Here is a 24636-nt window from a genome sequence, read left to right on the forward strand (position 1 = left end):
TTTATTTGGATTAAAATCACCGGGTTTTCCGGCGGGTTAATTTATCTGCGGTCTGCAGAATAGGTTTAAGGTTTAAGAATTTTAGCAATAGAAAGCGCATCAGCGATGGTATCTTTACTGTAGATTTGAGTTACACCCTGTGTAGTGGCTGCCTGGGTAACAATATTATGTTGATTTTGAGCGTTCGTTGCATTTTCAAACATAATTCCTGTAGAATGTGCAGCAGATTGATACACATTACTTAACGCCATGGCAGGTGATTCTGCTACTACTTTTACGTTAGACTGCGTTACCGCGTCTGTGATTTGTTCATTAACTGGCATAATGAGTAAGGTTTATTGGGTTAAAACAACCGGGCTTTCCGGTTGAGGTCATTACTTTGATCAAATAGCTTAAAAATTAAGGCTTAAGGATCTTCGCAATAGAAACTGCGTCTGCTACAGTATCCAGGCTATAGATTTGCAGAATACCTTGAGTGGTTGCTGCCTGGCCTAAAATGTTCTGTTGATTTTGCGTATTTACCGCATTTTCAAACATGATTCCTGTAGAATGTGCTGCAGATTGATACACGTTGGCCAAAGCCATTGCAGGAGATTCTCCTACTACTTTTACGTTCGATTGCGTTACTGCGTCTGTGATTTGTTCATTAACTGGCATAATTGTAATTGTTTTTTTTGAGATCTAATCTCGGTTAATAAATTATTGAGGTAAACTAGTTTTATGTTGGAGTTTTAAACTCACCACAGATCCTGCAGATGAATATATTTCAAAAGCATTGGTATTAACAGGTTATGAATAAATTGGATCTGAGGGTGGCTCTGAATACAATGGTTGAAACCCTATCTGTAAAATCTGCGCGAGTTTAAAGCATATTTTTTTGTAAAAGGATGCGGTCCTTATTTTTAATATCTGTCTCAAAAATAAATTCCTGCTGCAGGTATACTGGCAATGCCGGATTCCTTTGGGCTAAAGACGGATTCTGAATGATTGCTTTTGGGCATTGACAGCATCTGAAAAGCGGTGCGAGAATAAATGCTGACCTGATTGTATTATGCTGAGGGCACCGGATTTCATCTTTGCAGGGAAATAAACCGCATCCGTAGTTTTTAAAGACCTGGATTAAAAACGTTCTTTTTTAATGGCTTCCATTTGCTTGAGCTTTATATTTTTTGGACTCATTTTTTTTAATCCCATCACATAATGGCTGATACCGGTTATGGCATTCCGTTGTTGGTTCAATGCAGAATTGATCTGCATTTGTCCGGTGGAGTGTGCGCTTACCTGTGCGGAAATAGCCTGAGGTACAGCGGTAGACATTCCTGTAACTATCGTATCAATTTCGTTCATATTTATTTGTTTTGGTGGTTCTAAGTTTGGATGTTGCCTAATCTTGTATTCAGCTTATTCATTCGCTCCATTATTTTAAGTTCTTTCTCTTTTACCTTTGCTGTTGAGGCTTCCTGTAGTTTTCTAAGCTGTTCTTCATAATTCATTACAGGAGTTTCAGGCGGTGGAGGAGTGACCAGAGGAACAGGAGCTGCTTCATGCTGTTTTACAGCTTCTTCAAGTTTTTCCAGAAGAGGAGCCAGTGACTTCATGGTCTCTTTGATGGCTTTTTCCTTGATGTAATTGATGATTTCATCTTCATGTCTTAAAACAAAAGGCATGATTTCTTTTTCTACCATTTCAGGTTCTGTCACAGGCACAGGCGGCTTGGGAGCGGGAGCTTTCTTACGGATTTTTCTGCGCATACGTTTTATTTTTATGGGTAAAAACATATATTCTTTACAGCAGATAATTAATAAATGCAGACGCAGATTTCCAGTCGCGGTTAAGGTCTTTAACAACGTTATATCCTGTAATTTCCAAAGCTATACATGCGGAAATAGCACTGGCAGTCAGCATTTCTTTTAACTGATGCGGAGGAAGGGTCAGGACATAATCATTCGGAATCATCAGTGGTTTATTGCCAGATGGAACTTCATTGACGATGATACTCAGAATTTCCTGAAAATAATGGGCAATCAGCTTGGAGGCCTGAAATTCCAACTCTCTTTTTAATCCCACCATTTCATCTTGGGTAACCAGTTCGGAAATGGCACTTACATCCACATCATGCACAGAATATTGTGCTTCACCCGTATTAGACGGTGTGATTGTAATATCTGCTTTCAGTATACATTTTGATCTTTCAAGATTGATCGTAAGAAGTTTTGAATCATAATCAGAAACAGCAATTTCGTTCAGGGTAGTAAGAGGCATAATTCTGACATTGCAGTAAAATATCTTTGGATCATCCAGCTTGACCATGATCACGGCAATTCCGGTTGATTTATCTTTAGGTTCCACAACAAAAGACTGAAAGTGATTGTATCTTTTACCTCCTCTGCCGATGCAGTTGACCAGTCTTAAAGAAGGCTGAAGATTAATGTCTGATGTCTGAAGATTAAATACAAATCGTTCCGAATTATGTTCCGTTTTTTTAGGTTCTGCACTTTTGGTGTCCAGATAACTGATTTCATTGTTTTTAAGCAGGTAAAGTCGTTCATTTAAATCATCTAAACTTTCCAGATTTAAAATTTTGGCGGGTTTGGTTACTGAGGAATAATTCATCTCTTATTTATTTTAATTTTTTCAATGAGTTGGGCTATAATTGTTTTTTTCTTGGAATTCACTTCCGCTTCTACAGAAGGAATTACCGCTTCTTTAATCTCTGGCTTTACGAGTGGCTGTGTCAGTTTAACCGACTTTAATACTAATTTTCCCCCTTGATCAGCCCTTATAAAACTTTTTCTCATACTTTCTCTTTCTGATGAGACTTCTTCCGGAACCGGATCTACTCGTTTTTTTTTTCAGGATCTTCAGCTTCAGGAGAAACTTCCGTGTAAGATAGGGGAGAAGGAAGAGCTTCTGAGACAGGAAGCGTGTTGACATTATAAATAGTATTGGAAATTTTTGCTTTTACTTCAGCATAATCACTTACCATTTTGAATAAGTCTTTCATCATTTCATTGCCTTTTCCTGCATCCTGACCTTGAATATTTTCGGCCATCTGAACAGAGGTCTCTTTACTGCCCGGAGCTGGCCCGAAAGTCGTTCCGTAGGTCAATAGATTATTAGCCAATCTGCTCAATGCAATCAAACCTACCTGCTCAAATCCTTTTAAGAAAGACTGTAAATCCTGAACCATCATTCCTGTAGACTGTTCTATCATTACTTTGGTTACTCCGGTCATTGGAGAAGCTTTAGGCGGAGCCAATACCTCACTGTTCACAAATACTACAGCTTTCTCCGCCGGAGTGGTAGCATTGGCTGCCTGGGATTGTTGGGTTTCACTGTTGTTTTCACTCATGATGGTAAGGTTTTAAATTATCCTTTTAAAATTTTAATGGCATCTGCAACAATCGCAGGGTTGAGCTGGTTCAAGTTCTGCTGGTTGGTTACAGAATTCTGAATGGAAATTCCACTGGCATGGGTGGCCATCTGGTAAAGCATACTCATAGCCTGTGCGGGAGACTCACCAAGTACTGTAACGTTAGTCTGCGTTACTGCATCTGTAGTCTGGGTGTTTACTGTATCTGCCATATTCTGGTTTTAATGGGTTACTATTTTTTTAAATCTAATGTTGACTATGAGATTGTTGATCTCTTTTGTCTGATACAAATTTCATCAAACAAAATAAATCTTCATTAAGGGAAAAAACGGAATTTTAAAAAATAAGGGAATTCTCCTATGAGTGAAATTTTAATCATGAGTCTTTGCTATATATGAGAACTTAATGAATGAAATAAACAAATACATTACCTGTAAATAAGGGTAAACCCTTAGTTTTTGAAAATGGGAGCATCCCCTCTATACCAATCATTGCTTTACCTTGAAATTTGTCTGATAACCTATTCTAACATTTAAAATTATATTATGAATAATCAGAACAACGAAACAGAGGATGTAACTCCCTTTATCATAGTGCAGCCAGGATATGCCACAGGAGATATGTTTGCCATTGCAGCAACATTAATTAACAATGAAAGATACCATGTATTGATCTCTACAACCATGGATGAAGACGAAAATGTGACGGATCCTTATGATAACAGTAAATCTATTATAGAATTCTACAGGAACTCAGGAATACCTCAAAGCAGAATACATACTCATAAAGTTGCAGAAGTGCGGGCTTTCGGGCTGGCAAGTCAGTTGAAAACCAAAGCATTCAATATCATAAAGGATGAATATAAAAAAGATTTGTCAAAGAGAGCATTTGAAAATAAATACTACAAGCCGGTAGGAGAAGGCACCCAGTACATCGCCGAAAACTTTTCTGACAATATGAGAATTGCAGTAAGAAATGCGTGGGACATCAATGGAAGCCAGGATGACGCGATAAGAATCTGGCTGGAAACCCAGGGAATACCCACGAGTGGTAATAATCTACTGATTTTATGGTCCCGATTCAGTGGAAAGGGAGGTGATATTCATATCGAACACGACACCAGTTATTGGGGAATCAAGCAGATTGTGCACAGGGTGGCAGATATGTATGATGCCATCATTATTACCGGAGATAAGGGATACATAAAAGAAAGAGCAAAGAAATATGATGAAACAGCTGATGAGATAAATAGCAAGTCTCAATCGAAAAAAGTATTTAATATTACAGAATTCTGGAAAGGAAACTCTCCGGAACTGAAAGCATGGGGAGGAAACACCCGTATGGGACAGTTTAAGCTGTATGAGTATTTTGAGACCCACTTTCAGAATGTAAAACATCTTGGCTTCAGAAGCGGGAATCTTGAAGTGATGGCCATGCTGGGATATCAGGTTCGGTATATGGAAGAAAAGGGCAGTGAAAGCGGAGAGAGAATGACAAGCTGGTTTGATAGAGGAGATGGCCTTACAGAGGCGAAAGGTAAAGCAACCGGATATAAAAGGCTTGTATTGGCAGAACCGCCTACAAGATCCGGTAAATTTATTCAATATCAGATTCAGGAAATAAACACAGAGATCAGGGGAAGGAAACAACCATTTGAAGATCATATTGAAAGATTAAAACAAAGCGGGGAAAATCTGCAAAGTCAGACTATCAAAAACCTTGAAAAAAAGATAAAAGAAATAGACGATGAAGGCGAGGCCAGAAAGAAAAGATATGCAGGTCCCGAAATGGCTCCATCCCGTAAAGATAACATGCCTCCGGCTCCCATATCTAAAAAAGATAAAGAAAGCTTTTCAGAAGGTTTCAGCGAAAACGATATGAAGATTATTCTGAGCTATCTGCAACCGGCAGACTGGGTAGAAAGAGAAACATCATATGAACAGTATATCCCACAACGGACAAAAATCTACGATAGATTGCTGAATAGGGAAACATTGTAATAAAATAATACATAGAAAACAGCATTATGTTCTAGGACATAATGCTGCTTTTTTATTATTGAAATCCGGTCTTATATTACATTTGTAGAATAGATATCATTAGTTTGGAGTAATATTATAGATCATATGCTGATTATAAATATAATCAACAACAGGAAAATTTTGCCCGGTATTGGCATCGTCCCAGCTCTGATAGTCATACCATCCATCGTAGCTTCCTCCCCAGCCCCAATTCATATGGATATGTTCTGCAATAACAGCAGAATTGCTATAACCATTGGAATAAACAGTTGTTCTTTTGATCGATTCGAAACCATCAGCTACCCATGCATGCCCGTTACTGTAAGAATAAGTAGTATGCCCGATGGTCCAGCCAAATATTCCAACCTTTTTAGGTTTTGTTTTAATTTCTCTGGTGCGGTATCCATCCAGATATACGGGTTTTGCTATTTTTAAATTATTCATCAATGGGGTAAAATTAAGCGCAGCCAAAGGAGTAGTATAATATTGATACTGGCTTACAAAAGCATTTCTTGCATTATCAGAGTGTGCCCCTGACCCTGAGCAGCTGTAGGTCATGGCTACTTTACTTCCAATATTCTGCATCAGATATGATATATTTACGGCGTCTGCTGAAGTATAATTACCCGAATTAATAGAAGCAGGCATATTGGCAATATTGTAAATATTCGGCCATTTATGATATCTCATGATCTGTCCCATAGCCGTGGCTACACATCCGGAAGGAGCAATTCCTGATGTACAATTATTAAAACGGACAAAATTATTATAACCTATTAGTGACGATCCTGGGGTGGCAGTCAGTCTTTGAGTCCATTTTGTAGTAAGATAAGGACCCCAGCTTTTCGTTTCATCCCATTGATCCGTTATGGAAGGTGGTGTCCATGGGATAGGATTTCCGTTATGATCTACAAAACCCAGATCGATGGATGGGTTCACTGCTGCCCATTGCTGAGTTATTTGTTCATTGGGAGCTTCACCTTTTTCAATAAGTGCATTGATGGTAAGGTATCGTGTAACAGCCCAGTCTGCCACTCCTCCAAATTCTTCAATATTCTCAAAATTAAAATGACCTTCATTATTGTAAGCAAGGACAGGGCGCTCTACCCGCGAAGCTGACATAATCACAAATCCTTGATTCTCTTTAAGGTTGATGGCATACATGATAGGGATTTCGTTGTCATTTTCAATGGTCTGCACATTGTCAATATTACTTTCAGTGAATATTGGAAGGCCTTTTGAAGAAGAATCGCTGGTTTTCTGATTTAAAAAGTTGATGGCAGCTTTTTTTGCATCATCTACACTTATTTTCATACTGGCTGTACGGTTGGGTTTATCCTCGTGAGGATCATCCAGGTTATTCTGGCATGAAGATAAAAATACGAAGAACATCAGGAGACAGATATGCCTCCAGGTAAAAATAAATTTTCTCATGGTAATAATGATTATTGGTTTAATTTGTAATTTACTTATTTTTAATTATATGTAGGTATTTTATTCTGTTTAATTATCTTTTTAATGAATTTTTTTAATTATCTAAAGGTGGCTTGAAATTATATGAATACTGTTCCACTGATTGAATGCCGTTCTTTATCATGTTGAAAAAGATGTCTACATTTGCCATCAGAAATACTTCGAAAAATATTTACCGGCACTATGTCAAAACTGAAAACTCTACGTGAACAAAAAAATCTGACTCAGGAAGAACTGTCAGAAAAATCAAAAATTTCTGTAAGAACCATTCAACGTATAGAAGCCGGAACAGAACCTAAAGGGCATACGTTAAGAGTTCTAGCACAGACTCTTGAAATAGAAGAATTTGAATTGCAGCAGGATCAACCACAAATAATTTCAGAAACAGATGAGGTTGAAATAGAAGTAAAAGAAGAGGAAGCACCAATCAATTATTCATACATTAAAATCATTAACCTTTCATCACTCATCTTTACCCTTTTACCTCCACTGAATATTTTTGTTCCGCTTGTTCTCATGCATAGTATGAAGCAGAGAAACAGTCTGGCCAGACAGATCATTTCAGTTCAGATGATCTGGACAGTGATGGCACCTGTTACCTTCATGCTCGGCATCTTTTTAAAGTTCGGAAAACAGTTTACCCTGATCCTGATGATCCTTATTGTGCTTTCCAATGTGTTTATTATCCTTCGCAATGCCGCCGAAATAGATAAGAATAAAAAACTCTATTTTAGACTGAAATTCAGCATGATATAAAACGTGTCAGTGCTTTGTCGGGTTTTTGTCGGGTTCATTTTTAACAGAAAAATAAAAGGAAATTGAATCTTTGTCAAAAAAATAACAATGACAAAGTTTATCCTTCCTTTTTTCATTCTGTTCATGAGTATCATGCAGGCACAAACAGAAAAAACAGATCCTCTTTATAAAACCATTATGTCGAAAGACAGCCTGTTTTTTTCAGTAGGTTACAATACCTGCAACATAAAGCAGATGGAAAATCTATTGAGTGACAGCTTTGAATTTTATCACGATAAAGGAGGTTTCGAGGACAGGAAAAATTTTATCATTGATTTTAAAAACGGATTGTGCAAATCTCCGGAAACTTATCAGATAAAAAGAGTACTGGTTGACAAAACCACAGAAGTTTATCCCATGTATAAAGATGGAAAAATCTATGCTGCTATTCAGAATGGAGATCACTTGTTTTATGAAAAGATGGGAAGCCAAGCCGAGAAATTAGTTGGTGAAGCAAAATTTACCCATTTGTGGATACTGGAGAATAATGAGTGGAAGCTTAAAAATTCATTGAGTTTTAATCACCATCCGAAACAGACTACCGATAGTGAAACCATGTTTGATAACGATCAGTCGATGCAAAGCTGGCTGAAAGAAAACAATATTCCAACGCTGGGATTAGGGATTATCGAAAGTGGAAAATTACAGCAGGTAAAAATTTTTGGCGAAATAAGGAAAGGAATTTCTGCTCCTCATAATACTTTATTTAATGTAGCATCTCTTACCAAGCCCGTTACCACAATGGTAGCCTTACGCCTGATAAGTTCGGGGAAATGGAAGCTTGATGAACGTCTTGATACCTACTGGATAGATCCTGATATTACAAACGATCCAAGGTATAAAAAATTAACAACCAGAATGATCCTGAACCACCAGACAGGTTTCCCGAACTGGAGATGGATGAATGCAGATAAGAAGCTCAATTTTCAGTTTGAGCCCGGCACAAAATACCAATATTCAGGAGAAGGGTTTGAATATTTACGGAAAGCACTGGAAAAAAAGTTTGGGAAAACATTGGAGCAGCTGGCACAGGAACTGATCTTCCAACCTCTCAAAATGAAGGATACCAGTTACATTTGGGATAAAAACACTGATGAAGCGAGATTTGCCATAGGATATGATAAAAACGATAAAGCTTATCTAACTGAAAAAAATAATACAGCCAATGCCGCCGATGATCTTCATACCACGATAGAAGACTACGGGAATTTTATGATTAGTGTGATGAAAGGGAAAAATCTGAAACCAGACGTTTTTCAGGAAATGATCAAAAAGCAGGTCAAAACAAAAGAGAATAAATATTTCGGATTGGGATTCGAAATATATGACCTTGGAAATGGTGATTATGCCTTATCACACAGTGGAGCTGATAAAGGCACTCAATGTATTGCTATCATATTGCCTAATTCAGGTAAAGGAGTTGTAATTTTTACCAATATTGATGATGGCTATAAGGTTTATGAAAAGCTTGTGCTTCATTATCTGGGAAAGGAAGGGAAGAAGATTGTTGAGATAGAAACCCGATAACTCCTTATGCAATGAAAATCTTTGTATATTCGGGGTATCGATCTGGGAATAAATGCAATAGGTGTGTATTTGTTTCCAGGATATCAAATTATGAACAGAAATAAAACGAAAGCTATGTGGCAATATTATATCATCCTGGGAGCAGGAGTCATTCTGTTTGTGGCTGCATTGCTGAGCTTCAGAAGCACTCTTTCATTCTTAAAGAAAGCTGAAAAGGCTACAGCTACCGTTACTTCATTGAGGGAATATGACGATTCGGACGGAACAGTATTTAGCCCTCTGTTTACCTTCCAGACCCGGAATAATATGGAATATACCTATGAACTGCCGGAAGGTACCAATCCTTCAGCCTGGTCAGTAGGGGAGACAGAAACTGTTATTTATAATCCTGACGATCCGTCTTCCGTAAGTTTGTATACTTATTTCAGAATTTTTGTCTGGCCTTTGGTGCTGATTTCTATCGCCTTGCCATTATTGGTAGTAGGAGGAGGTTATTTTATTGCAGAGCAGTTTTTGAAATAACCTCAACCTCTGTATTTCTATTTTACTTTCTCAAGGAGATATAATTTAGCTCCGGAAAACCCTAATTTAGGCATCAGATTGCCTTCCAGAACCATAGTTTTATTAGTAACATCAATCACAGAAATATAATTGTTGGAATTGTACTCAATATAGTTTTCCTTTTCTTTTGTGGAAGGATTTTTTCCAAATTCCATAGAATATTTTACCCAATCTTCATCCTGTGTGCTGCAATGTACAGGCTTAAATTTAGACTTTTTAGCCTTGAAAACAATCTGGTCAAAACCTTCCGTACATTCCGAAGTAAATGAACCATCAGGATTCTGATCTTTTGAAAAATCCTCGAAAGAACCACGATAAACTCCAACTACTTTCCACGTACCATCCACACGGTCTTCATCAATTTTTCCTTTCGCCTTGCTTACAGCCCAGCTGATGCCGTTAACGGTTCCTTTTACCGCTTTATAACTTAAGTTTACTGCGCCTGATACTACTTTTGTAGCCGTTCTTACCACACATGAGTTGAGAACAAGCAGAGCGGAGGCCAGCAATAGCATTTTCTTCATTTTGTCAAATTTTTTAAGATACGAAGATACTATTTTTGAAAAAACTGATTGTTTTTCAAAAGACTATTGATCAAAATAATGAACAAGATCAGATATGCTTTTGATATGAAGATCTTCAGCCTGTTTTCTTCGCATCATCAGAGCATAAGCATTGTTAAAACCCAACGGTTTCAGCCATTGAATTCCATATTGTTCTTCAAACGCTGCATTCACATATTGATAGGTTGTAGTAGGACTTTTGGAAACATTTCTGATAGTCTCTGTAGTAGGTTTTAAAAGAACCAGAAGCCCTGTTCCCGTATATTCAGGATAGAAATCTATGGCATCATTCATTAAGGCATCAAAACATATTTTTGTTCCTCCTAAACCTGTTTTGGTTTCTACTTTATAATCTGTATATCCTTCAATCAGCATGGTATACATTTCTGCAAGAATATACTGTTCCCCAAAGATTTTTGAGCCGATCCTGACGATTCCTGCATTACCTTTCCGGGAACTTTTATACAAATTATTTCTGATGAGAAAATCTTTTGCAATTTTTTCCGGGGTTTGATGGAGATGATCAGCTCTGTAATTCAGATCCGTCATGATAGAATCACTGAACTTTCCCGCCAGTAGGTTTAAGGTTTTTTCCAATTCCGGAAATTTTTTCAGACTCTTGGTTTTGATGATGGGAGCAGCATAATAAGGGGGGAATATTTTTTTATCATCCTTCAGTACATACAGATCATAAGCTTTGATTCTTCCGTCTGTAGAATATCCGCTGATCAGATCCAGTTCATTTTCATAAGCAGCCTTATACATAATCGCATCACTTACCACAAGAGGATTCACATTGAGTCCGTATACCGAGCGAAGCCCGATATCTCCATCCTGTCTCCCCATAAATTCTGGTGTAAAACCCGCTTTAATCGTCCGGTGTGACACAAAAATCAGAAGATACCCTGTTCCCAGAATAATAAGGATAACAGGAAGAATATATTTCAATTTTTGAAAGAACCGGTACCCCGATTTCTGAATCATAGCAATAACCTGATCCAGAAAAACAGCCAATAATGCCGCCGGAATGGCTCCAGCCAGAATCATATTCGTATTGTTGAGCGAAATTCCTCCAAAGATAAACTCTCCCAAACCACCTGCTGCTACAAAAGAGGCCAGAGTAGCCACTCCTACATTAATTACAGCAGCCGTCCTGATACCAGCGATGATCACCGGCATGGCCAAAGGAAGTTTTACCTTAAAAAGAAGTTGGTTTCTGTTCATTCCCATAGCGTTGGCTGCCTCAATCACAGCCGGATCTACACCCATAATTCCAGTGTAGGTATTCCGGATAATGGGAAGAAGAGCATAGATCAATAAAGCAGCAATCGCAGGCTTCGGACCAATACCGAAAACAGGAATCATAAATCCCAGCAAGGCAATACTCGGAATGGTCTGTAAAATACCTGCGGTACCCAGCACCGGGCTGGAAAGCTTCTTTTTTCTGGAAATCAGTATTCCTAATGGTACTCCAACAATGATAGCCAGAAGCAAAGACAAAAAGGTAAGCCCAAGATGCTGAATGATCTGAGCGGTTAGTTTTTCGTGCTGTTCCGCAATAAATTGCCAAAGACTCTGTTGCTGCGTCATACCATCTGTGATTTTCTATACTGATTAAACGCTCTGACCACTTCTTCATAGACTTCAGCGTTTTGGTGATCAGAACTCAATTGCTGTAAAATATCCCACACACTTGTACTGCCCGTACCATTTGGTCTGTAGTATACATTTTCTGGCGTAAGAAACGGACTGATGTGATGTAATGATGTTACTTTATACTCTAATAAAAGACGGTTTTTGGCAAAAAAATCAAGTACAAAGTCATTTTCAGGATGGTAAAGCATTTCACTGGGAGTACCGGTCTGTACAATTTTTCCCTGATCCATCAGGCATATCCGGTGGCCCAGCTCAAAGGCTTCCTGTACATCGTGAGTAACCAATATGATGGTTTTACTTTTAAGTTCTTCCAGCGATTTAAATTCCGAATGAATATCAGCCTTGGTGATATTATCAAGCGCTCCGAAAGGTTCGTCCATCAGTAAAATGGGATTGTCTGCAATCAGTGCTCTTGCAATACCCACACGCTGCTGTTGTCCGCCGCTCAACTCGTAGGGGGATCGGGAAAGTATCTCTTCAGAAAGATGGAGTTTGGCCAAAAGCTCATCCATTTTTCTTTGCGTCTTCTTTTTGTCCCATTTCAATAGCTCAGGAACTACCGCAATATTCTGCTGAATTGTATAATGGGGAAATAACCCTGAATGCTGCATGACAAAACCAATTCCCATTCTCAGTTCCTCAGCTTTCTGATCACGGATGTTTTTGCCATCTATGAAAATATTTCCGGAATCTGCTTCTATGAGACGGTTGATCATCTTAAGCGTGGTTGTTTTCCCGCACCCGCTGGTTCCTAAAAGAACAAGGATTTCCTGATCAAGTGCCTGAAAAGAAATTTGATCTACCGCTTTTTGTCCGTTAAAACTTTTTGAAATTGATTCTACTGTGATCATCGGTGAAAAATTACTGAGCAAGTCTGATTCCTGTGAACTGCCATTTTAAATTAGGCTGAAAAAAATTGCGGTAGGTATTTCTGCTGTGTCCCGGAGGTGTGGCTTCCGAAGCTCCTCTTAAAACCATTTGATTGATCATGAATTTTCCGTTGTATTCCCCTACAGCACCTGCTTCTTTCTTAAAATGAGGGTAGGGCAGATAAGCAGAATTCGTCCATTCCCAGCGGGTTCCCCATTCAAAATAATCTGAAGCCGTTTCCCATTCTTCTTCAGTGGGCAGACGCATTCCTTTCCAGGAGGCAAAAGCAGAGGCTTCATAGAAATTGATGTGGCATAATGGGGTATCAGGGTCTATTTCCTGTAAGCCATTGAGGGTATAATACAGCCATTTGTTTTCGATATAATGCCAGTATAGTGGAGATTTTGCAGCATTCTGTTTCACCCAGTCCCATCCTTCAGCATGCCAGTGTCTGAAATCTTCATACCCGCCTGCTTTCATAAATTCTAAATATTCACTGTTGGTGACAAGCCGGTTGGCAATTTCAAAGTCTGGAAGATATACTTTATGTCTTCCTAATTCATTATCAAAGCAAAATCCATCTCCTTTAAATCCAATTTCATAAACTCCTTCGGAAAACCTGAGCATTTCCAGATCTTCAGAGTTGTTTTGTCTGGGTTTTTCTTCTTTTGTATACGCCGGGAAAAGAGGATTATGCCCTAAAATATATTTAATGTCAGTCACTAATAATTCCTGGTGCTGTTGCTCATGATTAAGCCCCAGTTCCAAAAGCGGCTCAAGAGCTTCTGTCAGAAATGAGCTTTCAAGAAAAGCTTCCATATGCTCATCTACATATTTTCGATATTGATACACCTCTGAAACGGAAGGACGGCTGAGGTTTCCGCGGTCGGTCCGGATCACCCGTGCTCCGATGGTCTCATAGTAGCTGTTGAAAACAAAATTATACTGCGGATCAAAAACTTTGTAATCCGGAAAATGCGGGGTAAGAATAAAGGTCTCAAAAAACCAGGTGGTATGACCAAGATGCCATTTCGGAGGGCTTACATCTACAATCGGCTGTACTACATAATCCTCGATTTCCAGTGGAGCACAGATTTCTTCAGAACGTCTGCGGATGTCCTTATACTTTTTAGTAATATCTTTTGTGGTGATCTCTGGTGTCATGTCTTTTTAGTTTTTTAATGATTGAATTTCAATGAAATAAGGATGTTTTATTTTTTCACTTTTCCAGATGTGCTGCGTGTATCATCTTTTTTTATTTTACCTGCCAGATGCTGTCTACAAACCACTTTTTTGCATCTTTGATTTCTCCTGTGATGGTAAAACCTGATTTTTCGCCCAATTCCCTGATCTTCTCAGGAGAGAATTTCTGAGAGATTTCCATATCGATAAGTTCGTTTTCTTCAAAAGAAATCTTTGTATGGTCAATCGTCACTTCCTGGCTGATAAGGCTGATCAGAAAACTTCTGCAGGCTCCGCTAACCGGATCATAAGTCTGATAATGCTGAAATTGTTTCAGATCAAAATTACCGCCCAGCTCATTGTTGATACGGGTAAGAAGATTTAGGTTAAAAGAAGCGGTAATTCCTTCTTTGTCATTATAAGCCTCCAGAATAATGTGCGGATTTTTCTTTAGGTCAAATCCTACCAATACACGATCTTTTGCGGATAGATTGCTATTCAGATGCAGGCAGAAATCATCAGCTTCTTCAGGAGACATATTCCCGATATTACTTCCTAAAAATAAAACCACTTTTCTCCGGTCCGATAAGGAAGCTGCTTTTTGAAGCATTTCAAAATAATCTCCTTCCAGACAGGTAATTTTCAGTTCCGGAAGCTGACTGCTTAGTTTTTTGTGGAGTATGGAAAGAATATTTCCTGAGATATCAATCGGCATGTAAGTAAAGTCAATCCCTTTCCTGATCAGCTGTTCAAGTAAGTAGGTCGATTTCATGGCGTCTCCTGCTCCTAATTCAATCAGGTCAAAAGGTTCGTTTCCGGGAATAAGCAGATCAATAAGCTCATCTGTTTTATTTTTGAAAATATCGAGTTCACAACGGGTCAGATAATAGGAAGGCATGGCCATGATTTGCTGAAAAAGATGATCGCCGATCTTATCATAAAAATATTTTGAAGATAATTTTTTAGGAGTATTTTGGAGTCCGTTCAAAACATCTGAACGGAAATGATCAGCAGCATTCTCTTCAGTCTTAGATTGTGGGTCTAACTGTACATTCATAAGTCTTATTTTGTGTGATTTCGTAGATTATTGCAATTATCCTGCCTTTTACAACATGACAATTCTTTGCATATATCTAATTAAATATAAACAATTTTACTTTTAATAGAATGATTATCATGATGTTTTTACCAGATGTGGTATTTTTTTATTCATCAGATTTTTTTTTTGAGATTAAATCCAATGAAGAAGAGTAGGGAAGTTGTCTGGCTTACCGCCCGAAAATCAGTATTCACCTTTCAATATGACCTGTTCAAAGTAGTTGTCCTTATTTCGATCTCTGCTTTATCATAATTTTACCATCACAAAACATCACTATTATGAATACTACATTGAATTTCAGTAAAAAAATACAATCCATTTTATCCCTGTTTATTTTGATGGGAATGGGATTTTTGTCTTTAAAAGCACAGACGTATACCACAAGTGAGAAGGATTTTGAAAATGCAACAGTAAGATCTGCATTTCAGAATACAAAGTCAATCAGAGCCGGGCTGCTGAACGTAGGATATGCAGAAGTAGGCCCTGAAAATGGAAGACCTGTTATTCTTCTTCATGGATGGCCTTATGATATCCATAGTTTTGAAGAGTCCTCCGCTATACTTGCTGAAAAAGGTTATCGTGTGTTAGTTCCTTATTTAAGAGGCTATGGAACCACTACTTTTGTGTCACCCCATACAAAACGCAACGGTCAGCAGAGTGCGGTTGCATTGGACATCATTGCTTTTATGGATGCCCTGAAAATTGATAAAGCAATCATAGGCGGTTTCGACTGGGGAGCAAGAACGGCAGATATCATGGCAGCACTATGGCCTGAACGTTGTACAGGTTTGGTGGCTGTGAGCGGATATTTAATAGGAAGTCCAAAGGCAAACGAAAAACCTCTTCCTCCCAGTGCTGAATTCTTATGGTGGTATCAGTATTACTTTTCAACAGAAAGAGGGTATAAAGGTTATAAAGCGAATACTATGGCATTTAACAAATTGATATGGAAAACAGCTTCCCCAAAATGGGCTTTTGATGACCAGACCTACGAGCGTTCTGCTAAAGCATTCGATAATCCTGACCATGTAGATATCGTAATTCACAATTACCGCTGGCGTCTGGGATTGGCTAAAGGAGAAAAACAATACGATGCGCTTGAAGCCAGGCTGGCAAAATCTCCATCAATTACAGTTGCAGCAGTAACCCTGGAAGGTGATGCCAACGGAGCGGCGTTTCCTGCGCCAGAAAGTTATGCTTCCAGATTTACAGGTCAATATGTACATCATACTTTAACGGGCGGAATTGGACACAATTTGCCTCAGGAAGCTCCAAAAGCATTTGCAGATGCAATTATAGAGGTGGATTCCATATCGCAATCCAAATAAAAATCTGAAAGAATAAAAACAAAACCACTGTTATTGAACAGTGGTTTTTTATCTTTATAGTATCCTAAACTAGTTTTTAGATTCTTCTTCAACCTTCAGTTTATTTACCAAAGGATTGGCATACATCGCCAGGAAATACTCTCTGGAAACAGGATCGGATGGATCAATACGCATTTCAAGTCTGCGGACAAATAACTGTTTTTCCTGCTCCGTATATTCGGAAGCATATGTATTCGTGTTGTGAAGAAGATCATACGCAATATACTTGGTTGGCCAAAGCTTATAATTACTGATGATAGAACGGTCAATTACTTGTGCAATGGCCTGCAGCTGTCTGTTTTTATTGTCAATGGTTGCTGCTATTTCATCCAGTTCTTTATCCAGAACATCGCCGGCATGAAGATGAATGCGTTTCTTTTGGCCCAGAATTCCGCTGATGATGTTGGTGAAATCTTCATTTTTTCCTTTGATATATTCCTCATCCCTATGCTGTGCCAGCAGTTGTGGCATTTTTAAGGAATCTGTAGGATCATATTCATAAGAGATGGAGATCGGAACAATCTTTAATGTTTTAAAATAATCTGTCAATGATTGGTCTCCGGCTGCCATGGCAAGCATTTTCAAAACACCTTGCTGGGTAGAATCGTTACCGTTTTTGGTACGGCCTTCACGCTGGGCAATCCACACAGAGCGGTTTTCCTGAAGGAGTAACTCTTTAATATACTCAGACATCGTCTGTGAACTGGTAAGTTGTTCACGAAGCGGCAGGCCTCTTTGTACCAGAAAGTTTCGGTTTAGTTTAGCCAGTACGTTTAAGAAATTCTTGCGCACAAGATTATCTCCAATGGCAGAAGCGGTCATTACATAACCACCTTCCAGTAATACCAGATTAAGCAGTGAAGTATCCAGAACAATATCCCTGTGGTTAGAGATGAAAAGGTAAGAGGTGTTTTTATCCAGCTTATCAAAGCCTGAAGTCGTTAAGCCGTCAGAACTTTTTGCAAGAATCTGGCGAACGGCAAAGGCTACAAACTGATGCTGAAAATCACTGATGGAATGAACATTCTTAAACTGTTCCAGCCAAACCTGCTCATCTGTATCAGGAAAAGTAAAATTCATAAAGGCTTTCATCATGGGATCACGGGCTATGCTCTGTAATCTCTCATTCACTTCCTGATCATAGAAATACCGGATTTCATCAAACTTAGACATGCGGTTAGGTAAAAATTAAAACTTTTTGCAAAAGAACGAAAATTTATCGGGGGAGAGGCTATAAAGGGTGTTAAAGTATTATGAAGGGCGTAGGAGTTTGGGTTCTACAGCACTCTTCTCTCTTAGTCTGTAGTAGAAATTTAATAGAAATGGACTTTAGCCCATTTTAATAAGAAAACATTCCTTTGGCTTTAGCCTGAACTTAAATGTGTTATATTGAGATTCTATGTAATGACAAACAGAGCGGATACTCTAAGTGAATAGTTTGTATGTCAGGAGCAAATAAGAGACTATGCACGCCCACAGAAACACTCACCTTGTCATTCCGAAGGAATCTAAACTCTTATATTGTCATCACTTATCATCAGAATGCTTTCTATGTCTGGATTCCTACGGAATGACAAACGTTGTGGATAGACTACGTGACTAGTTTGTATTATGTTATAGAGCAAGTGAGTGGCTATGCACGCACACATAAGCACCCACTTTGTCATTCCGCAGGAATCTAAACTCTTATTTTATCCTCAATCATTATCACAAGCTTTCTGTGTCTGGATTCCTACGGAATGACAAACGTTGTGGATAGGCTAAGTGAACAGTTTGCATTATGTCTGTAGGAAATAAGTGGCTATGCAAACACTTAGAAGCACCCACTTTGTCATTCCGTAGGAATCTAAACTCTTATTTTATCCTCATTCATTATCACAAACTTTCTGTGTCTGGATTCCTACGGAATGACAAACGTTGTGGATAGGCTAAGTGAATAGTTTGTATTATGTATGGAGCAAATAAATGGCTATGCACGCACACCTAAGCACCCACTTTGTCATTCCGAAGGAATCTAAACTCTTATATTGTCATCACTTATCATCAGAATGCTTTCTGTGCCTGGATTCCTACGGAATGACAAACGTTGTGGATAGGCTAAGTGAACAGTTTGCGTTATGTCTGGAGCAAGTAAGTGGCTATGCACGCACACATAAGCACCCACTTTGTCATTCCGCAGGAATCTAAACTCTTATTTTATCCTCATTCATTATCACAAGCTTTCTGTGTCTGGATTCCTACGGAATGACAAACGTTGTGGATAGGCTAAGTGAACAGTTTGCGTTATGTCTGGAGCAAGTAAGTGGCTATAGAAGCACGTATCAAAGCCAATTTTCAAACATGTAATTCAAAAATTCTAAATTAGGATTTGTGCTCCTTATCAGTTCAAGCTTCTTAATTCTTGACCAGTTTTTGATTTCCTTTTCTCTTTGAATGGCATGGTGAATCCAATCATATTTTTCATAATAAACTAGAAATTCAAGATTATATCTTGCAGTGAAACTACCTGGATTTAGCTTTGTTTTGTGTTGATACAATCTCCTATGCAGGTTTCCTGTAACGCCTGTATAAAGAACTCTTCTGTTTTTATTGGTAAGAATATAGATATAGTAGGTATATCTTCCTTTTGAAAACGCAATCATTTGTGTATTTGTTTTACAAAAGGTACAAAAAATATAGTTCCACTTTTTTCAATTGAATTTAATTGTTTTTATTCCACCTTTTGTCATTCCGCAGGAATCTCGACTCTTAGATTGTCATCATTTATCATCAGAATGCTTTCTGTGTCTGGATTACTACGGAATGACAAACGTTGTGGATAGTCTGAGCGAATAGTTTGTGTTATGTATGGAGCAAGTGAGTGGCTATGCACGCACACATAAGCACCCACCTTGTCATTCCGTAGGAATCTAAACTCTTATTTTATCCTCAATCATTATCACAAGCTTTCTGTGTCTGGATTCCTACGGAATGACAAACGTTGTGGATAGTCTGAGCGAATAGTTTGTATCGTTGTCAGAAGCGAATAAGTGGCTATGCATGCATATAGAAGCACCCACTTTGTCATTCCGCAGGAATCTAAACTCTTATTTTATCCTCATTCATTATCACAAGCTTTCTGTGTCTGGATTCCTACGGAATGACAAACGTTGTGGATAGGCTAAGTGAACAGTTTGCGTTATGTCTGGAACAAGTAAGTGGCTATGCACGCACACATAAGCACCCACTTTGTCATTCCGCAGGAATCTAAACTCTTATATTGTCATCGTTTATCATCAGAAAGCTTTCTATTCACATTATTTTAATCCTTGATTGTCATTAAGCTTCTTTACTAGCTTACAGGTAAATTTATTCCCAGTTTAAAAATTTTATGATAAGCAGTGATTTGATTATCAGTATTATCAAACTGTCTTTTTATGTTTTCAATTGAAAAGTTATGCAATAATGAGGGAGGATTGTTAGATTCCTCATTATCAAGCTGGTGAAGATGAGGGTAAATAATCAGGCAATCCAATATCTGATCTTCTTTCCAATCTTTATTTTTACTTTTCATTTCGTTGATAACCTTCTTTAAACGGGAGTACCCTGAAACCTGGCGGATGTCTTTGTGGATATGGCTTTTAGTATATTTCAATTTATACTTAGTATCAATGACCATTTCATAGTCCGGTTTACTGATCAGAAAATCCAGATGATTTCCATAAGTACTAAATTGATAATGAATATGATGAGCATCTTCAGGATTAGCTTTGATCAATTGATAATAAAAATAAAGCTCAAATAACCTCGGCATATCAATCCAGAAGGGAGGTGTTTTTATTTTTTTCTGCGTCGTTTTCGTGATGGTATACGAGAATCTTTTGAGAATAAATTTCCCTATTTGTAAAGCCTCTCCATATTCATTGAAGAACGGATTTTTTTTACCATGTTTTAATTGATGTTCATCAACATCGGTACCGATATGTTCAAATGCTGGTTTGCAATAATTTAAAATATGTTGAACAGATTCTATATTGGAAGAAAATAGTGAAGGATTGTTCTCAATATAGCTGGTTGCAAACACCAATACTTTCTTTAGAAACCTGTTTTCAAAATAATCTTCACCAAAAACCTGAAATTCACAAAAAGCAGAGGTAGGTTTATTTTTAAAAACATTCTTCTTTATATGCGGACCTATTAATACTTTGCCCTTTACTCTACTATTAAGATTTTCCTGGACTTTATAATATGCCTTTTTCAGTCCTTTTCTTACAATTATTTTCAAATGCTGTAAAAACTGTGTAATAAGAAAAGGGGACAAACGATCATCTTTTTGATCAATCTCAATATATTTTGCATCCCAGTCTATTTGGATAACATCTTTTGAATAGTGTGCGGTTTGTGGCAAAGCCATGACATCCAAAAGAATTTTAAGATAATTGACTTCTTTAGTCTCTATCTTTTCCTTACTATCATATGTTTCAGGGAGAGGAACAGAATTTTCTTCTTCGTTAAGGCAGTTCCGGAAGTATTGCGATAAACCCGCATTGATCTTAGGTTCTACATAAATGGTTCTACCGGTATTTCCCAGCCAGTCAATACCTACAAAATAATCTGCCTTAATCTCACAATGATTTTCTCTTTTTACCACCGAAAAAGAATAAGATTGATGGTTGAACTTTTTACTTTCCAAAGCCGCAAACAGCTGAAAAGAGTCGTCATCAAGATGTAGCAGTTCGTCTGCTATATTGGTAAAAGACTCTTCAGCAGCAACCCGTTTGATCAGAAAACTTTTATGTTCCGAAAGTAAAATTCCCATTAATTATTTATTTTCAGATCATTGATATATTCTTTAATATCTTTTCCGTCATGGCTTCCGATAAGAACACCATCTTTCACATACTCAAGAAGAATAGGAACTACTTCATAATTCATTTTCATTCTGAAAATTTCCTCTTTTGTCTGCCCATCCTGTATATCTTCATTTTTGGCAATAAAATAACTGTGTCCCAGTTGAACATCCTTAGCTTCAAATTCACCACTTACATTTCCGTTTAAGAATAATTGTGAAACTTTTTCAAAACCTTCAGTATTAAAATGAATACTGGCATCATGCTCAAGAGATTCCGGCAATACATCAATAAAAGCAAAACGTCTTCTGATCGCATAATCAATGTGTCCTACACTACGGTCTGCAGTGTTCATGGTGCCAATGATGTACAGGTTGTGAGGAAGAATGAGATCCCTATTACCATCCACTTCGTATACGCTTTCTACTGCTTTACCTCTGTATTCAAGAGCGTAAATTAATTCTCCTAGTACAGATGACAGGTTAGCACGATTAATTTCATCAACTACTAGAACATAATTCTCTGAATGAGATTGCGTTTTATTATCAACAGGTGCAGATTTACCTTCCAAAAAATTTCTGAATTTATCTACCATTGGGAAATAATATGATGTTCTGTGATACACTGTTTTTGCAAGATCATCAAATCCTATTGTTTCTCCTTTTCTTGTGATATTATATTTATATAATTTTTTAATCTCACTAAACTTTAATCGATCTCCTTTCCATCCTTCACTGGAAATGTGAAAAGAATTCTCTCCGATATGGGTCAGAAAGAGTTTATTGGTAAGTTGTATTTTATGATCGTTGGCAATCAGTTCCTCCTCTATGGAAGTTTTAAAATGTTCAAACATTTCATCAAGCCATTCTGCATGTGGGAATTCGTTGATAAGTTGAGAATGTTCACATGCTCTTTTGATGAAATCACCTAAAACTTTGTTTTCAGCCTCATAGATAATTCCATTTCCTTCCTCGTCAGGTTTCGCTACAATTCCTCTTACAAAATCTTCATAACTATAGCTAGGATGAAACTGGATAAGTTTAAACTGGGGGTGATTTTTTAATTCTTTAGTATCAGTCAATCCCAATAATTCAACAGCCAGTTCTTTGGCCTGTCTGGTTTTCCCGGTTCCCGGAGGACCTTGCAGGATGATTTGTTTTTTATATTCTAAAATTTGGATCTGCTGTTCCAGTTTATTTTTTTTCATATCATTTTGTTCTTCGGAAGATGGGGTATTTTGTTCCTGAAAATAATCGTAAACCTGCCATGGAAGGGTCACAATTTCAAAACCGTTTTTATTGAGCTTTTCTTTGAATATCTGAAGCAGATGGTGGCTATCCTCAAACCAATCATAGGTAAGTTCCATTTTGAAATCCTGAACATGAGTATTCAACAGGTACACCAGCTGTCCCAGTTTGTCCTGATTGACAATGGTGCACAACAGCTGAGGCTGCAAACCGGCAATCAGTCTGTTGGTAGCGGCTTTTTTATTATTGCCTGTATACATTCGGATCAGTTCTTTGATCTGATGATAGGTCTCAAATAAAGGTTGCTCCTGGCTTAAGGCAATTTTCTGTAACAATGCGGAAAGCTCAGGCCAGTTACGTTTGATAAGGTCTTTTTCTGCATGGGTAAAATATCCCTGTCTCAGAGACGAAACACATTGGTCTGCAGAACGCATAAAAAACTCATAAAAAAGTTCGTTGTCCCAATCTTCCCAATTTTTTCCTGTACTTGCTTCTGCTACAAACTGGGGCACAAAACGGTTATATTCACCCTGCCAGTGATCCCAGATTTCTATTTTGTCAATTAATTCTGTAAAAGTCATTTTTGGTTATAGTTTTCATATTCTGACAAACAGCTTAGGCTGTATGATCCAATTAAGATCGCAATAATAATAAAAATCTCCAGCTTCTGCTTACGGGAAAGCGTAAATTTTCTTAAAAGTCACTATAAATATTGCTTAGAAATACCCATAGGCCCTTCGGAAGTCCCTCTAACCCCTTTACCAAGCCTCTGGAGGGACTTTATGAACGGTCCCCACCTCCTTCCTGAAGGGGCTATACCCCCTTGGGTAAGGGGGTAGACAGACTTGGATAAGGGGCTCCACCTACTTATATAAGAGGGTAGAGGCCGTTGTCCAAAGGGGTAGAGACGGTTGCTATACTACCTGGAGGAGGTTAGGGAAGGAGGTAAGAGGAGTAAAATACTATTGTAAGAATCATGAGCATTATTCATCTGGCTTCATCAATGGCGCAGCCATCATTCCTTTGCTCCCTTTAATCATAGACTTATTAATAAAACCTTTGCGTTTAAAAATATCCTGTTTCTTCAGATACAATGGCTTTTTTTAAAAAATGCAAAGGACGTAAGTTTTCAATATTGATATGTTTTGTAAGGCGCAAGAAAATCAAAGATTTTCAGCAGGTAAGGATATCAGGATATAGAAATTTTATCGAAGATAAAATCCTTGCGCCTTAAAAAGTATCCCTATAATAAGAATTTGCGTCTTTGCGATTTCCAACCAAAAATAAGCAGATGGATCATCATAAAAAAAGCACGTTTTCACGTGCTCCCAGAAAAAGTATTTATTCTTACTGATTAATACAATGGCTTATTATTTTGTTTTAAGCGCAAAGGCGCAAAGTTTTTAAATATTGATATGTTTTTTAAGGCGCAAGAAAATCAAAGATTTTCAGCAGATAAGGATATCAGGATATAGAAATTTTATCGAAGATAAAATCCTTGCGCCTTAAACAGTATCCCTATAATAAGAATTTGCGTCTTTGCGATTTCCAACCAAAAATAAGCAGATGGATCATCATAAAAAAAAGCACGTTTTCACGTGCTCCCAGAAAAAGTATTTATTCTTACTGATTAATACAATGGCTTATTATTTTGTTTTAAGCGCAAAGGCGCAAAGTTTTTAAATATTGATATGTTTTTTAAGGCGCAAGAAAATCAAAGATTTTCAGCAGATAAGGATATCAGGATATAGAAATTTTATCGAAGATAAAATCCTTGCGCCTTAAACAGTATCCCTATAATAAGAATTTGCGTCTTTGCGATTTCCAACCAAAAATAAGCAGATGGATCATCATAAAAAAAAGCACGTTTTCACGTGCTCCCAGAAAAAGTATTTATTCTTACTGATTAATACAATGGCTTATTATTTTGTTTTAAGCGCAAAGGCGCAAAGTTTTTAAATATTGATATGTTTTTTAAGGCGCAAGAAAATCAAAGATTTTCAGCAGATAAGGATATCAGGATATAGAAATTTTATCGAAGATAAAATCCTTGCGCCTTAAACAGTATCCCTA

Annotated in this window: 23 protein-coding genes; 5 read left to right on the plus strand and 18 right to left on the minus strand. The window is 37.7% G+C overall.

Annotated features, from left to right (window positions below):
• Positions 1-65: 65 nt before the first annotated feature.
• The 8 genes from REB14_RS11420 to REB14_RS11455 form a co-directional block, all read right to left on the minus strand.
• Entirely contained in the window at positions 66-323 is a 258-nt protein-coding gene (locus REB14_RS11420) for a RebB family R body protein (protein WP_034697223.1), read from the minus strand.
• A 76-nt stretch (positions 324-399) separates the two neighbouring features.
• A complete protein-coding gene (locus REB14_RS11425) occupies positions 400-657 on the minus strand; it encodes a RebB family R body protein (protein WP_034697220.1) in 258 nt (85 codons plus the stop codon).
• Between the two features lie 462 nt (positions 658-1119).
• Complete coding sequence (locus REB14_RS11430; RefSeq protein ID WP_156106485.1) at positions 1120-1347, minus strand: RebB family R body protein; 228 nt, start codon at positions 1345-1347, stop codon at positions 1120-1122.
• A 20-nt stretch (positions 1348-1367) separates the two neighbouring features.
• Positions 1368-1751, minus strand: a complete 384-nt coding sequence (locus tag REB14_RS11435) for a hypothetical protein (protein WP_309522234.1) — start codon at positions 1749-1751, stop codon at positions 1368-1370.
• A 34-nt stretch (positions 1752-1785) separates the two neighbouring features.
• Positions 1786-2613, minus strand: coding sequence for a hypothetical protein (locus tag REB14_RS11440; RefSeq protein WP_309522235.1), 828 nt, complete (start codon positions 2611-2613; stop codon positions 1786-1788).
• A complete protein-coding gene (locus tag REB14_RS11445; RefSeq protein WP_309522236.1) occupies positions 2610-2798 on the minus strand; it encodes a hypothetical protein in 189 nt (62 codons plus the stop codon). Before REB14_RS11445 ends, REB14_RS11440 begins: the two co-directional genes overlap by 4 nt.
• A gap of 38 nt (positions 2799-2836) precedes the next feature.
• Complete coding sequence (locus REB14_RS11450; protein ID WP_309522237.1) at positions 2837-3352, minus strand: hypothetical protein; 516 nt, start codon at positions 3350-3352, stop codon at positions 2837-2839.
• 17 nt (positions 3353-3369) lie between these two features.
• Positions 3370-3585, minus strand: a complete 216-nt coding sequence (locus REB14_RS11455) for a RebB family R body protein (protein WP_047433885.1) — start codon at positions 3583-3585, stop codon at positions 3370-3372.
• 333 nt (positions 3586-3918) lie between these two features.
• On the opposite strand from REB14_RS11455, the gene REB14_RS11460 reads away from it, so the two are divergent.
• A complete protein-coding gene (locus REB14_RS11460) occupies positions 3919-5373 on the plus strand; it encodes a hypothetical protein (protein WP_309522238.1) in 1455 nt (484 codons plus the stop codon).
• A gap of 99 nt (positions 5374-5472) precedes the next feature.
• Here REB14_RS11460 and REB14_RS11465 read toward each other — a convergent pair whose 3' ends face one another.
• Positions 5473-6828: a C10 family peptidase gene (locus REB14_RS11465; RefSeq protein ID WP_309522239.1), complete on the minus strand. Its 1356-nt coding sequence runs from the start codon at positions 6826-6828 to the stop codon at positions 5473-5475.
• Positions 6829-7050: 222 nt separating this feature from the next.
• Here REB14_RS11465 and REB14_RS11470 point away from each other — a divergent pair, with 222 nt between their 5' ends.
• From REB14_RS11470 to REB14_RS11480, 3 genes are all read left to right on the plus strand, one after another.
• Positions 7051-7623, plus strand: coding sequence for a helix-turn-helix domain-containing protein (locus tag REB14_RS11470; protein ID WP_309522240.1), 573 nt, complete (start codon positions 7051-7053; stop codon positions 7621-7623).
• A gap of 87 nt (positions 7624-7710) precedes the next feature.
• Positions 7711-9189, plus strand: coding sequence for a serine hydrolase domain-containing protein (locus tag REB14_RS11475; RefSeq protein WP_309522241.1), 1479 nt, complete (start codon positions 7711-7713; stop codon positions 9187-9189).
• Between the two features lie 90 nt (positions 9190-9279).
• Positions 9280-9711 carry a DUF3592 domain-containing protein gene (locus tag REB14_RS11480; protein ID WP_309522242.1) on the plus strand — a complete coding sequence of 144 codons (432 nt, stop codon included), beginning with the start codon at positions 9280-9282 and terminating at the stop codon, positions 9709-9711.
• 17 nt (positions 9712-9728) lie between these two features.
• On the opposite strand, the gene REB14_RS11485 is transcribed toward REB14_RS11480, so the two are convergent.
• The 5 genes from REB14_RS11485 to REB14_RS11505 form a co-directional block, all read right to left on the minus strand.
• Positions 9729-10274 carry a hypothetical protein gene (locus tag REB14_RS11485; RefSeq protein WP_309522243.1) on the minus strand — a complete coding sequence of 182 codons (546 nt, stop codon included), beginning with the start codon at positions 10272-10274 and terminating at the stop codon, positions 9729-9731.
• A 63-nt stretch (positions 10275-10337) separates the two neighbouring features.
• Positions 10338-11903: an ABC transporter permease/substrate-binding protein gene (locus REB14_RS11490; protein WP_309522244.1), complete on the minus strand. Its 1566-nt coding sequence runs from the start codon at positions 11901-11903 to the stop codon at positions 10338-10340.
• Positions 11900-12820 carry an ABC transporter ATP-binding protein gene (locus tag REB14_RS11495; protein WP_309522245.1) on the minus strand — a complete coding sequence of 307 codons (921 nt, stop codon included), beginning with the start codon at positions 12818-12820 and terminating at the stop codon, positions 11900-11902. The genes REB14_RS11490 and REB14_RS11495 overlap by 4 nt, the downstream gene beginning before the upstream one ends.
• Positions 12821-12830: 10 nt before the next feature.
• A complete protein-coding gene (egtB, locus tag REB14_RS11500) occupies positions 12831-14003 on the minus strand; it encodes an ergothioneine biosynthesis protein EgtB (RefSeq protein ID WP_309522246.1) in 1173 nt (390 codons plus the stop codon).
• 91 nt (positions 14004-14094) lie between these two features.
• Positions 14095-15078 carry an L-histidine N(alpha)-methyltransferase gene (locus tag REB14_RS11505; RefSeq protein WP_079242494.1) on the minus strand — a complete coding sequence of 328 codons (984 nt, stop codon included), beginning with the start codon at positions 15076-15078 and terminating at the stop codon, positions 14095-14097.
• A 320-nt stretch (positions 15079-15398) separates the two neighbouring features.
• Between REB14_RS11505 and REB14_RS11510 the strand changes: the two genes are divergently transcribed.
• Positions 15399-16448 carry an alpha/beta hydrolase gene (locus REB14_RS11510; RefSeq protein WP_309522247.1) on the plus strand — a complete coding sequence of 350 codons (1050 nt, stop codon included), beginning with the start codon at positions 15399-15401 and terminating at the stop codon, positions 16446-16448.
• A gap of 69 nt (positions 16449-16517) precedes the next feature.
• Here REB14_RS11510 and REB14_RS11515 read toward each other — a convergent pair whose 3' ends face one another.
• From REB14_RS11515 to REB14_RS11530, 4 genes are all read right to left on the minus strand, one after another.
• A complete protein-coding gene (locus REB14_RS11515) occupies positions 16518-17660 on the minus strand; it encodes a 1-acyl-sn-glycerol-3-phosphate acyltransferase (RefSeq protein ID WP_309522248.1) in 1143 nt (380 codons plus the stop codon).
• A 1148-nt stretch (positions 17661-18808) separates the two neighbouring features.
• Positions 18809-19129, minus strand: a complete 321-nt coding sequence (locus REB14_RS11520) for a GIY-YIG nuclease family protein (protein ID WP_309522249.1) — start codon at positions 19127-19129, stop codon at positions 18809-18811.
• A gap of 689 nt (positions 19130-19818) precedes the next feature.
• Positions 19819-21285 carry a 5-methylcytosine restriction system specificity protein McrC gene (locus tag REB14_RS11525; RefSeq protein ID WP_309522250.1) on the minus strand — a complete coding sequence of 489 codons (1467 nt, stop codon included), beginning with the start codon at positions 21283-21285 and terminating at the stop codon, positions 19819-19821.
• Positions 21285-23144, minus strand: coding sequence for an McrB family protein (locus REB14_RS11530; protein WP_309522251.1), 1860 nt, complete (start codon positions 23142-23144; stop codon positions 21285-21287). Before REB14_RS11530 ends, REB14_RS11525 begins: the two co-directional genes overlap by 1 nt.
• Positions 23145-24636: the final 1492 nt, after the last annotated feature.

It is taken from the genome of Chryseobacterium metallicongregator (assembly GCF_031324065.1).
Taxonomy (GTDB): domain Bacteria; phylum Bacteroidota; class Bacteroidia; order Flavobacteriales; family Weeksellaceae; genus Chryseobacterium; species Chryseobacterium metallicongregator.

Coding starts and splice junctions, on each gene's coding strand:
- REB14_RS11420 (WP_034697223.1), bottom strand. CDS start 323: ATGCCAGTTAATGAACAAATCACAGACGCGGTAACGCAGTCTAACGTA.
- REB14_RS11425 (WP_034697220.1), bottom strand. CDS start 657: ATGCCAGTTAATGAACAAATCACAGACGCAGTAACGCAATCGAACGTA.
- REB14_RS11430 (WP_156106485.1), bottom strand. CDS start 1,347: ATGAACGAAATTGATACGATAGTTACAGGAATGTCTACCGCTGTACCT.
- REB14_RS11435 (WP_309522234.1), bottom strand. CDS start 1,751: ATGCGCAGAAAAATCCGTAAGAAAGCTCCCGCTCCCAAGCCGCCTGTG.
- REB14_RS11440 (WP_309522235.1), bottom strand. CDS start 2,613: ATGAATTATTCCTCAGTAACCAAACCCGCCAAAATTTTAAATCTGGAA.
- REB14_RS11445 (WP_309522236.1), bottom strand. CDS start 2,798: ATGAGAAAAAGTTTTATAAGGGCTGATCAAGGGGGAAAATTAGTATTA.
- REB14_RS11450 (WP_309522237.1), bottom strand. CDS start 3,352: ATGAGTGAAAACAACAGTGAAACCCAACAATCCCAGGCAGCCAATGCT.
- REB14_RS11455 (WP_047433885.1), bottom strand. CDS start 3,585: ATGGCAGATACAGTAAACACCCAGACTACAGATGCAGTAACGCAGACT.
- REB14_RS11460 (WP_309522238.1), top strand. CDS start 3,919: ATGAATAATCAGAACAACGAAACAGAGGATGTAACTCCCTTTATCATA.
- REB14_RS11465 (WP_309522239.1), bottom strand. CDS start 6,828: ATGAGAAAATTTATTTTTACCTGGAGGCATATCTGTCTCCTGATGTTC.
- REB14_RS11470 (WP_309522240.1), top strand. CDS start 7,051: ATGTCAAAACTGAAAACTCTACGTGAACAAAAAAATCTGACTCAGGAA.
- REB14_RS11475 (WP_309522241.1), top strand. CDS start 7,711: ATGACAAAGTTTATCCTTCCTTTTTTCATTCTGTTCATGAGTATCATG.
- REB14_RS11480 (WP_309522242.1), top strand. CDS start 9,280: ATGAACAGAAATAAAACGAAAGCTATGTGGCAATATTATATCATCCTG.
- REB14_RS11485 (WP_309522243.1), bottom strand. CDS start 10,274: ATGAAGAAAATGCTATTGCTGGCCTCCGCTCTGCTTGTTCTCAACTCA.
- REB14_RS11490 (WP_309522244.1), bottom strand. CDS start 11,903: ATGACGCAGCAACAGAGTCTTTGGCAATTTATTGCGGAACAGCACGAA.
- REB14_RS11495 (WP_309522245.1), bottom strand. CDS start 12,820: ATGATCACAGTAGAATCAATTTCAAAAAGTTTTAACGGACAAAAAGCG.
- egtB (WP_309522246.1), bottom strand. CDS start 14,003: ATGACACCAGAGATCACCACAAAAGATATTACTAAAAAGTATAAGGAC.
- REB14_RS11505 (WP_079242494.1), bottom strand. CDS start 15,078: ATGAATGTACAGTTAGACCCACAATCTAAGACTGAAGAGAATGCTGCT.
- REB14_RS11510 (WP_309522247.1), top strand. CDS start 15,399: ATGAATACTACATTGAATTTCAGTAAAAAAATACAATCCATTTTATCC.
- REB14_RS11515 (WP_309522248.1), bottom strand. CDS start 17,660: ATGTCTAAGTTTGATGAAATCCGGTATTTCTATGATCAGGAAGTGAAT.
- REB14_RS11520 (WP_309522249.1), bottom strand. CDS start 19,129: ATGATTGCGTTTTCAAAAGGAAGATATACCTACTATATCTATATTCTT.
- REB14_RS11525 (WP_309522250.1), bottom strand. CDS start 21,285: ATGGGAATTTTACTTTCGGAACATAAAAGTTTTCTGATCAAACGGGTT.
- REB14_RS11530 (WP_309522251.1), bottom strand. CDS start 23,144: ATGACTTTTACAGAATTAATTGACAAAATAGAAATCTGGGATCACTGG.